At 40.6% G+C, this 11,104-nt stretch carries 10 protein-coding genes and 1 pseudogene; 6 read left to right on the forward strand and 5 right to left on the reverse strand.

The window, feature by feature from the left end; genetic code table 11:
• Nucleotides 1-381 (forward strand): sensor histidine kinase (locus AC1DND_RS07790; RefSeq protein WP_477580533.1); only part of this gene is annotated, 381 nt, incomplete at its 5' end.
• 148 nt (nt 382-529) lie between these two features.
• On the opposite strand, the gene AC1DND_RS07795 is transcribed toward AC1DND_RS07790, so the two are convergent.
• The gene (locus AC1DND_RS07795; RefSeq protein WP_477580534.1) at nt 530-1,348 is read right to left on the reverse strand and encodes a hypothetical protein; all 819 of its coding nucleotides are present in this window, start codon (nt 1,346-1,348) and stop codon (nt 530-532) included.
• Nucleotides 1,349-1,463: 115 nt separating this feature from the next.
• Nucleotides 1,464-1,814, reverse strand: a complete 351-nt coding sequence (locus tag AC1DND_RS07800; protein ID WP_477580536.1) for a cupin domain-containing protein — start codon at nt 1,812-1,814, stop codon at nt 1,464-1,466.
• 217 nt (nt 1,815-2,031) lie between these two features.
• Here AC1DND_RS07800 and AC1DND_RS07805 point away from each other — a divergent pair, with 217 nt between their 5' ends.
• From AC1DND_RS07805 to araA, 5 genes are all read left to right on the forward strand, one after another.
• Nucleotides 2,032-2,484, forward strand: coding sequence for a VOC family protein (locus tag AC1DND_RS07805; RefSeq protein ID WP_477580538.1), 453 nt, complete (start codon nt 2,032-2,034; stop codon nt 2,482-2,484).
• A gap of 189 nt (nt 2,485-2,673) precedes the next feature.
• Complete coding sequence (locus AC1DND_RS07810; protein WP_477580540.1) at nt 2,674-3,564, forward strand: alpha/beta hydrolase; 891 nt, start codon at nt 2,674-2,676, stop codon at nt 3,562-3,564.
• A 149-nt stretch (nt 3,565-3,713) separates the two neighbouring features.
• Nucleotides 3,714-5,414: a ribulokinase gene (locus tag AC1DND_RS07815; protein WP_477580541.1), complete on the forward strand. Its 1,701-nt coding sequence runs from the start codon at nt 3,714-3,716 to the stop codon at nt 5,412-5,414.
• A complete protein-coding gene (locus AC1DND_RS07820; RefSeq protein WP_477580543.1) occupies nt 5,411-6,112 on the forward strand; it encodes an L-ribulose-5-phosphate 4-epimerase in 702 nt (233 codons plus the stop codon). Before AC1DND_RS07815 ends, AC1DND_RS07820 begins: the two co-directional genes overlap by 4 nt.
• A gap of 447 nt (nt 6,113-6,559) precedes the next feature.
• Nucleotides 6,560-8,050 (forward strand): L-arabinose isomerase, encoded by a 1,491-nt coding sequence (gene araA / locus AC1DND_RS07825; protein ID WP_477580545.1) that lies wholly within the window; start codon nt 6,560-6,562, stop codon nt 8,048-8,050.
• Nucleotides 8,051-8,440: 390 nt separating this feature from the next.
• Here araA and AC1DND_RS07830 read toward each other — a convergent pair whose 3' ends face one another.
• From AC1DND_RS07830 to AC1DND_RS07840, 3 genes and pseudogenes are all read right to left on the reverse strand, one after another.
• A complete protein-coding gene (locus AC1DND_RS07830; RefSeq protein WP_215126998.1) occupies nt 8,441-9,460 on the reverse strand; it encodes a zinc-binding alcohol dehydrogenase family protein in 1,020 nt (339 codons plus the stop codon).
• Nucleotides 9,461-9,547: 87 nt separating this feature from the next.
• Nucleotides 9,548-10,336, reverse strand: a complete 789-nt coding sequence (locus AC1DND_RS07835; RefSeq protein ID WP_477580547.1) for an SDR family oxidoreductase — start codon at nt 10,334-10,336, stop codon at nt 9,548-9,550.
• Between the two features lie 95 nt (nt 10,337-10,431).
• Nucleotides 10,432-11,104: pseudogene (locus AC1DND_RS07840) on the reverse strand (DUF5703 domain-containing protein); the annotation flags it as partial.

Consider the following 11,104-nt stretch of genomic DNA (forward strand, 5'->3'; position numbering starts at 1 on the left):
GAATATAACCTTATTACTATAGGCGATTTAAGTTTAAAAGTTAATGCAGACCCGATTAGGATTGAACAGATCATTATCAATTTTGTAAACAATGCCATTAAATACGCATCAAACTCAAAACACATAACAATCTCAATTGAAAAGCAGGGTATTATGGCTAAGGTTTCGGTTATTGATCAGGGAGCAGGAATTGCAAAAGAAAAATTGCCTTATCTTTTCGAGCGTTATTTTAGAGCAGAAGACAGAGTAACTAATTATAACGGTTTAGGGCTTGGGTTATATATCTGCGCAGAGATTATTAAAAAGCACAATGGAAAAATTGGTGTAGACAGTGTAGTGGGTAAAGGAAGTACATTTTGGTTTATACTGCCCCTTGTATAAAATTAGGATATAATGAAAGATAGTAGTCTTAAACAATTTGTTTTTATAGGTATTTCTTCCCTGGAATATTCTAGGAGTTTTTCCAACGGTCTATCTAATCACCGGGCCCTTAGCTGCTGATGTAATTCAGTTCTGGTCATTTGTTTTTTTATGAATTGACAACAGCGATAATCGCATTATTGATCGCGATATAAAGTGCTGAAGACACGGCTTCATATCGCATCTGGATTTGTTTATCTTCGAATCCCATATCGTTCCAGGAACCCATTCCCCCAAACACCCATGCACGCGAGGCGGCGAACAGCAGCTGTTGCGCTGCCAACCCATAGGCATTTTCAGGCAATAAGTCGCTGTGATAATAATCCTGGTCAGGATGTGCGGAGGTCAATGCCGCATTAGCTCTTTGGAAAACCTGGGAAAAATTTTCCAGGTCTATTTCCTTGGCAAATGCCTCTATTTCACTCAGTGCTTTTGAAAGGACTTCTCTTTGCATCCCTACGTTGAACTGAAGGTTTCTGGAATCAATCTCCTGCTCGATGCACCTGTATTCAACCGACCAGATGCGGTTATCCTCTGCATGTTCCCTGCTCACTATCCATTCGCCATACCAAAAATCCGAATACTTGGGATACATCGCCTCGATCAGCCAGGTACCTCCTCCGCCGATCATGCCGGCGAGTTTATGGTCTGCAGCACCCGAACTTCTATCCGAAGGCTCATAGTATAACCTCAGTGCCTGACATCCGTCCAGACCAAGATACCTGAACCATTCTTGCGGGTTTTCGGCAACGGTTGTACGTTTTCCTGCTGAAAAGAAATATTTTTTCTTTTCGGTAGTAAAAAAGACCTTTTCGCAGAACTGGAAAGTGCTATGATGTTGAACGAACTCTTGGTGTGTGCCCGGATCGGCAATACACTTGTTTCCATATGCAACCAAAGCGATGAGCTGGGCCAGGGTTCCTGTCATGTTTTATTTGAGTGTGTTAGATAAAAAATAGATCATGAAAGATATACCTTTCAATTGATTACTCAAAATTATTTACAGGTATGTTTATCAGAAGGCATAAACCAAAATGCAATGATCAACTTGCATCGCAGCTCACCGTTTCCATTTCAGCAAGTTCGAAGGTAAGGTTCACCGAACGTCCATCAAGCGGTCTGGTACAGTGCTTAACCCTTGCAGGAATGGTGAATAGCTGTCCCGGTTTCAGCTCAACCGTACGGTCCTCAAGATCAATTAATAAAGTGCCTTCAATGCCCATAAAGGTTTCATCACTATTGGGATGGTAGTGCCAGTAAAAGGGCTCCGTCATTACCCCAACCCTTACAACATGGTCATTAAAGAGGGTAAGCGGAATATTTTTGTATCTGCTTACACCAGCGGTTTCCTGCTCAATATCAATCACCGTAAGCTGAGGTATGGTCTTGATCATTTTTTATTTTAGCCTTAAAATTACATATTTTCTGATTTAAACCCTATTAACAGGTGACTACATCTTTAATACCGGAGTCATCAATGACTGAAAGGTAGCGGGACACCTGGTGCGCATAATGCATATCATACCCGCTGTTCCGATCTGTACAATTTATTCCATAAAGCATCGATTAGCTTTGTGAAATTCCTTAATTTTAAATTATAACCAAATCCTTATGGAACAGAACCAATTGATCAGAATGGATAATATGGGCATTGTTGTGGCATTGCTTGACAATGCAATCTCTTTTTTCACCGAAATCGGACTGAAACTTGAAGGCCGGGCAACAATCGAGGGAGAATGGGCAGGTAAGGTTACGGGACTGGGTAACCAGCACGTGGAAGTGGCCATGATGGTTACCCCCGACGGCCATAGCCGACTTGAAATTTCACGGTTTCTTACTCCCCTTACCATTTCAGACCACCGCGAAGCACCGGTTAATTCTCTTGGCTACCTGCGTGTAATGTTTACGGTTTCAGATATCGACGAGTTGTTGCCAAGACTGCAAAAACACGGCGCCACATTGGTTGGTGAAGTTGTTCAATATGAAGACGTTTACAAACTTTGCTACATCAGGGGATCAGAAGGTCTTCTAATCGGGCTTGCGCAGGAGCTTAAAAGAAGATGAGCGCATGGCTAAGCTGATAGCTTAAAAGATATTGGAATTGGACCTGTGTGATAATTCGGTACGGCTAAATTCAAAGCCTTAAGATATTTCATGTTAATTTTAGCCATATTGGCCCAATCCTTCCAAAGAAATTGCTAATTTTCGGCGAATCTGATCAATAAGATAGATTCTGCCTAAAACCGCTATTTAATGAAAGTACAAGCGTATACCTTTAAAATATTTTTTGTTACCTTATTGATTTTTTGCCAGCTAATGGCCATTGCACAAACCAAAAAACAAAAAGCTGTGAGTACCACTAAAGCTTTCGTGCTTGGTGTGGTAGACGAAATCCAATCAAAAGAATTGGCTGAGAAAAGAATCTTGAACATTTACCTTCCTGAAGGCTATCAACAAAACGATACCACAAAATATCCTGTAATTTATTTGCTTGATGGTTCTGCAGATGAAGATTTTATCCATATTGTAGGTCTGGTACAGTTTAATAGTTTCGAATGGGTAAATCAGGTGCCTAAATCAATTGTGGTGGGCATTGCCACTGTAGATCGGAAACGGGATTTTACTTTCCCAACATCTATCGAGGGCGACAAGAAAAGGTATCCTACAACAGGCCATTCGGATAAATTTATTTCGTTCATCGAAAAAGAGCTTCAATCCTATATTCAGGCAAAATATAAAACGGATGCGAACAAAACCCTTATTGGTCAATCTTTAGGTGGTTTGCTGGCCACTGAAATCCTGATTAAAAACCCTACACTTTTTAATAAATACATTATCATTAGTCCTAGTTTATGGTGGGACAATGCTTCGTTGTTGAATCAGGATTCCGAATTAAAGGAAAATACTTTTAAGCAACAAACTGATGTTTACATTGCTGTTGGTAAAGAAGGCCTAACGCCAACCGAAATACCCAGGGTGATGGAAGTGGATGCAAATTTATTGACTGAAAAAATAAAAGGTTTCAAAAACAAAAATGTAAAAGTATATTTTGATTTTTTGCCACAGGAGAACCATGCAACGATTATGCACCAGGCGGTATCCAATTCTTTTAAATTTCTATACCCGGCAGTGAAAAAAGAATAGGTTTTAAAAAATATCCAACACTGGTGGATACAAAAACCGATATACAAATTCATGCTACTAAAACGTTAAAATGAAGGTTTTTGATTAAAAAAGCAATAAAATTTTTTAATTCAAATAAATAAACGTTAATTAGACATTTATTTATTGTTATGAGCACAGCAAACTATGTAATTGGAGTGGATTACGGGACAGATTCTGTCCGGTCAGTTCTAGTCGATACCGCAAACGGAAAGGAAATAGCATCGTCTGTTTTTCTTTATCCAAGATGGCAGAAAGGTTTATATTGTAAACCGGCTGTTAATCAGTTCCGCCAGCATCCGTTAGATTATATTGAAGGTTTAACACACACTATAAAAGATTGTTTAACAAAAGCAGGTGGTGGCGATATTGCACATCTGGTAAAGGGGATTTCAGTTGATACAACCGGATCAAGTCCGGTGGCTGTTGATGCAACGGGTACTCCCCTTGTCCTGACCAAAGGTTTTGAAGAAAATCCAAATGCCATGTTTGTGCTTTGGAAAGACCATACCTCAGTTAAAGAAGCTGCAGAAATTAACGAACATGCTACTAAATTTAGTACCAATTACCTTAAATATGTAGGTGGTATTTATTCGTCAGAATGGTTCTGGTCTAAATTATTACACATATTAAGGGTCGATTCGACTATTAAAAAAGGTGCGGCATCGTGGGTAGAACATTGCGACTGGGTTCCGTTTTTGCTTTGTGGTGGAAACGACATTACAACAATGAAACGTAGCCGTTGTGCCGCGGGGCATAAAGCACTTTGGGCAGAAGAGTTTAACGGTTTACCTCCTGAAGATTTCTTTAGCAGTCTTGATCCGCTTTTAGCAGGCTTTAGAGATAAATTATTCACCGATACCTATACTTCTGATATTTCTGCGGGAACATTGAGCGAAGAATGGGCAACTAAACTGGGCTTAAGTACAGATGTAGTTGTTGGTGTTGGTGCATTTGATGCACACATGGGAGCGGTTGGTGGACAGATTGAACCTTACTACCTAAGTAAAGTAATGGGTACGAGTACCTGCGATATTCTGGTTGCTCCCAATCAGGATTTACATGGAAAATTGATCAACGGTATCTGCGGACAGGTTAATGGCTCGGTAATTCCGGGTATGGCAGGTTTAGAAGCCGGTCAATCTGCTTTCGGTGATGTTTATGCCTGGTTCAAGAATTTAATCAGCTGGCCATTAAACCATTTACTTACTGAATCTGATGTAATTGATGAAGCTACAGCTACTGCATTAAAGGCAGAGCTCGAAGGAAAAATAATCGCTAAGTTAAGCAACGAGGCTGCAGCTTTACCAGAGGGCGACTACGCCGAACTGGCAATAGACTGGTTGAATGGCCGTAGAACACCAGATGCAAATCAGGAACTTAAAGGCGCCATAACCGGTTTAGGTTTAGGAACAGATGCACCACGGTTTTTCCGTGCCTTAGCTGCCGCCACCTGTTTTGGTGCGAAAGCCATTGTAGATCGTTTTAAAGAACAGGGTGTTCCGGTTAAAGGAATTATCGGTATTGGTGGTGTAGCAAAAAAATCGGCTTATATTATGCAAATGATGGCGGATGTATTGGAAATGCCCATTAGAATCCATCGTTTTGAGCATACCTGTGCATTAGGTGCGGCAATGTTCGCTGCTGTAGCAGCTGGTATTTATCCAGATATCGAAGCAGCAATGGCGGCCATGGGAACAGGCTTTGAGAAAGAATACAAACCCAATATTAAAAAACAAAAACTTTACCGCCAGCATTACCAACAATATTTGGGACTAGGCAGGTACCTGGAGAAATACAATAAAAAAGATGTAAAACCTTACTTATCATGAGCAACTATCAAGATATAAAAGAGCAGGCTTACCAGGCCAACATGCAGTTGCCCAAATTGGGACTGGTACTTTTTACCTTTGGCAATGTGAGTGCTGCAGATCGGTCGAAAGGTGTTTTTGCCATTAAGCCAAGCGGCGTACCTTACGAAGATCTATCGCCGGAGAAAATGGTGATTGTAGATTTTGACGGARATACTGTTGAAGGCAGTTTACGTCCCTCATCAGATACTAAAACCCATGCGGTTTTATATAAACACTGGGCAGAAATTGGCGGAATTGTACATACACATTCTACTTATGGCACAGCCTGGGCGCAGGCGCAAAGGGCAATTCCAATTTTCGGAACTACCCATGCCGACCATTTAACAGTAGATATTCCTTGTGCACCACCAATGGCTGATGAAATGATTAAAGGGAATTATGAGTACGAAACGGGGTTTCAGATCATGAACCATTTTGAAAGTTTGGGTTTAAGTTATAAGGAGGTCGAGATGATTTTGGTGGGTAACCACGCTCCTTTTACCTGGGGAAAAACAGCCGAGAAAGCGGTTTATAACAGTGCGGTTTTAGAAACCGTGGCGCAAATGGCTTTGTTAACAGAACAGATCAATCCGCAGGCACCAAAGCTGAAAGATTCGTTGATAGAGAAACATTACGAGCGTAAACATGGTGATGGTGCTTATTATGGACAGCTTTGAGGTAGTCTTTAGTCACGAGTCTAAAGTCTTTAGTCTTGGGTGCAGAGATAACGTTGCATAATAAGTTTTGGAAAGCAGGTACAGTAGTGCTTGGGGAACGAAAGCCCCGCCATTCGCTATAGTCCCGATGCTAATTTAGTGCCGATTCATCGGTAAAGAATCGGGAGCTGCCGCTGCTGTCGGGTTTAACTTAATAAGGTCTACCTAAGTAACCTAAACCTGATTGGAGTGAGCATCCCGATGTAAAATCGGGATAAAACGGAAAGCAGGACTACCCTAACCGATGAAATACGGAACCTTGCTTTTCAAAAAAAAAAGAATATGCATAATGTTCTGTGAGGACATAGCCCACGAAAGAAGAGTGGTAGGCTTTAAAAAAGATATACATAATGGTCTGTGAGGACACAGACCATGGCATTGAATAAATTAAAAATAACATAAATAGTAATGATTGATTTAAAAAAATTACAAGTTTGGTTTATTACAGGTACGCAGCATTTGTACGGTGAAGAAACCTTAAAACAAGTAGCGGAGCACGCTCAACAAGTGGCCGATTCGTTAAACCAAAATGGAAGTATTTCTGTTTCGGTCGTGTACAAACCGATTGTAAAAACTACAGAGGAGATTTTCGAAACCTTACAACAAGCCAATATTGATGAGAACTGTATCGGCGTAATTACCTGGATGCATACCTTCTCTCCTGCTAAAATGTGGATCAGGGGCTTAAATGTTTTGCAGAAACCATTATTACACTTACACACACAGTTTAATCGCGATATTCCTTGGAATACCATTGATATGGATTTCATGAATCTGAATCAAAGTGCACATGGAGACCGTGAATTTGGTTTTATGGTTTCGCGTATGCGTAAAGACCGTAAAGTAGTTGTAGGTCACTGGCAGGATGAAGAAGTAGCTAAACAGATTGATACCTGGTGCAGGGCTGCTGCCGGATGGCACGATTGGCAAGGTGCTAAATTCGCTCGTTTTGGCGATAATATGCGTTATGTGGCCGTTACAGATGGCGATAAGGTAGAAGCCGAAATGAAATTTGGTTTCGCAGTAAACACTTATGGTATAGGTGATTTAGTAGCAGTAATTAATGGAATAAGTGAGGAGTCTATTCAAGCGTTATTAAAAGAATACGAAGCGACTTACGAGATGACTGCCGATTTAAAAGTTGGTGGTGCCAGACATTCATCTGTTTATGAAGCGGCCAAAATTGAACTGGGTTTAAGAAAATTCCTGGAAGACGGAGGTTTTAAAGGGTTCTCTGATACTTTTGAAGATCTACATGGTATGATCCAGTTACCTGGGATTGCAGCACAACGTTTGATGGCCGATGGTTATGGTTTTGCTGGTGAAGGTGATTGGAAAACGGCTGCTTTGGTACGTGCCTGTAAAGTAATGGGTGCTGGTTTAGCGGGTGGAAATGCATTTATGGAAGATTATACGTATCATTTCGATCCGGCAAACTCGATGGTTTTAGGCTCACACATGCTCGAGGTTGATGCTTCATTGGCAAGTGGTAAAGCGAGTTTAGAGGTTCATCCACTGGGTATTGGCGGCAAAGCAGATCCTGCGCGTTTGGTTTTTAACGTTGCTGGTGGCGATGCTTTAAATGCATCTTTAATAGATATGGGCAACCGTTTCCGTTTATTAGTGAACGAAGTAAAAGCTGTTGAAGCTGAACATGATTTACCAAACTTACCGGTAGCCCGTGTATTGTGGAAACCACTACCTGATATGAAAACGGGTTGTGCGGCATGGATTTATGCTGGTGGTGCCCACCATACCGCTTATAGTCAGAACTTAACTACCGAGCATTTATTAGATTTTGCGAATATTGCCGGCTTAGAATATGTAAATATTGGTGCCGATACCAAAATCAATCAATTCAGGAATGAATTGCATTGGAATGAGGTTTTTTATAAATAATTTTAATAAATTAATGCTCAATAAAAAGCCGATAATCTTAGGGTTATCGGCTTTTTTATGCGATTATCATTCTGTGATTAACATCCCCTTTGACCGTCCTCCTGAACTTGTTTCAGGAGCTTAGCTTAATAGGCATAACCACGGTCATTCTGAAGCTTCGGGAAAGCGCTAAATAAATTGCTTTGGGGCGATAAAATCGCCATCCTCATGCATCCTCGTTACAAACGAGGACGATTTATGAGATAGTCACCCCTTGATCGTCCTCCTGAACTTGTTTCAGGATCTTTGAAAATGAATATTATATGTAATAGATGCTGAACTAAATTTACTGCGTAGCTTTCCGCTTTGCTACAGGTCAGCATGACGCCCCAGTAAAAGTATGGCTAAAGTTTAATTTCCTACACTAACCATCGCTTTAATCACTCCATTCTTTGGATCTAACCAGCTTTCAAACTCATCTTTTACTTCCTCAAATTTAACTTGATGCGTAATATAATTGGTAGGATTAACCAAACCAGCTTTCATTGATTTGATTACATGTTCAAAATCTTCAATGGTGGCATTTCTACTGCTCATTAATGTCGATTCGCGCTTATGAAACTCAGGGTGGTTAAAAATTAAATCTCCTTTTTGCAAGCCGATTAAAACGAACCTCGCTCCATGTGCCATATAGTTTATAGCATTGTTAATGGCCTTCTGATTACCTGTAGCATCGATTACTACCGTCGGCATATCGCCATTGGTAATATCACTCAGTTGTTGCACAACATCAGGCGAAAGCGCATTAACCACATGTGCTACCTTTAATTTATCTTTACAGAAAGCCAAACGGTCTTCGTTAATATCTAAGGCGATTACGTTGGCCCCGGCAATTCTGGCGAATTCCATCGTACCCAAACCAATTGGCCCGGCACCAATAACCAGAACAAATTCTCCAGGTTGAACATCTGCCCTACGCACACCATGCGCACCGATAGCTAATGGTTCAACTAAAGCGAGTTCATCATAACTCAAGCCCTCGCCATGTAAAAGTGTTCTTGATGGAACCTGTAAATATTCGCGCATACCACCATCAACATGTACACCACAAACCTGCATTTTAACACAGCAGTTTGGTTTGTTCATTCGGCAGGCAATGCATTCGCCACAATTAAAATATGGGATAAAAGTAACAGCCTCTCCTATTTTGAAACTATTGGCTCCATCGGCTTCAACCAATTCGCCAGATAACTCGTGACCTAAAACTCTGGGGTAGTTAAAGAAAGGTTGGGTACCTTCAAAGGCATGTAAATCGGTCCCACAGATACCGATTCTTTTAATTTTTATAATCGCATGGTCTTTTTTAAGCTCAGGTTTTTCTGTTTCTGAATATTCGAAAGTTCCAGGTGTAGTACAGGTAAGGGTTTTCATTGTAATTTATTTATTGTCAGTCTGAGCCTGTCGAAGACCATCAATAGTCCTTCGACAGGCTCAGGATGACATGATCTCGTAATTAATTTAAGCGTTCGCCAAAGCCCTGTCTAAATGAACATAGCCGCCATCAACATGGATAATCTGTCCGGTGGTATGACTTGATTTGTTAGACATTAAAAAGGCTGTCATGTTTGCAATTTCTTCAGCGGTTGTCATTCTATTTTCCAATGGAATTTTGGAAGTGATCTCTTTTAGTTTTTCTTCCGCATTATCTAAAGTCTCTATCCAGGTTTCGTAAGCAGGTGTCCAGCATTCGGCAACCACTACTGCATTTACACGGATGCCATATTTTAATAATTCAACAGCCCATTCGCGGGTTAATGCATTTCTACCTCCATTTGCGGCAGCATAGGCTGAAGTATTTCCTTGTCCGGTTTCGGCAGTTTTAGAGGTGATATTTACAATAGCACCTTTGCTTTTAATTAATTCCGGCAAGGCATGGTGTGCCATCAGATAATAATGCACTACGTTTTTATGTAACGAAGCCATAAAGTCTTTATAATTTCCACTTTCTAAACCTACTCCATCGTTAACGCCCGCATTATTTACTAAACCATCAATCCTTCCAAATTTAGCGACGATTTCTTTAACTACTTTTTCGCAATCCTCTGGATTGGAAAGTTCTGCAACAAATTGTTCCGCTTGTTTGCCTTGTGCAACAATCTCATCAACTACTTTTTGGTTATCTTCTGCTTTTCTACCTACGATTACCGCAATTGCATTTTCATTCGCAAATACTTCTGCAATGCTTCTACCAATGCCTTTTGCAGCCCCGGTAATGATAATAACTTTTTCTTTTAATTGTAAATCCATTTTTTACTAATTTTATATTGCTCGTCACCCTAAATTTATTTCAGGGTCTATCTTGTTGTTCAGATCCTGAAACAAGTTCAGGAAGACGATACCATTTATTTAATCATATTAATTACATCTGCCCTTCTTGATTCAGGCCATACTTTTAAATCTATTAATTTTCCATTCTTCAACTGCCCTTCAACGGTGGTTTGGTAAGGCGCATAGAGCTTGAAATGTACATCCCACTCTTTAGGCCATGCAGGGTAAAGATAAATTTTTTTTCCGTCTACCTGCATCAGCATTTCCTGTAAACCAATCATACCAGAGCCGCCCCAATTATGGTCTGGTGTCCAGTCGAAGCCAGGTCCCCAGAATGCCGGAAATCTCCTTCCTGAGTCTTTTAACTTTGCGGTGGTTAGATTTGCAGCATCTTCAGTTAAACCTAATCTGGCAGCAAAAATATTGTCCTGTTTCCAGCCTACAAAACTGCGGAATTTCAATACATCTGTATCGTATTTAAAGGTATTGATAGCGGTGTCTAAACCAGGTTTACCAATTCCATAAATGCCCCAGGGATAAACGGGATACAACTGCGGACTTTCGGTATTGTTAATGCGCTCCCAAAGTTTTGCCGGAGCAATTGTGGTGCGACCTTCAAATGCCCTAAAACTGATGGGTGGAATGGTTTTCAGCATTGCTTTCCATTCCAACTTTTGCTTTTCAGCTAAATTGGGACGCTCCAGAAGTCGTTCTAAAACGGTTTTTAGTGCGGCAATGGTTGAGGTG

Source organism: Pedobacter sp. 01N416, assembly GCF_056399685.1.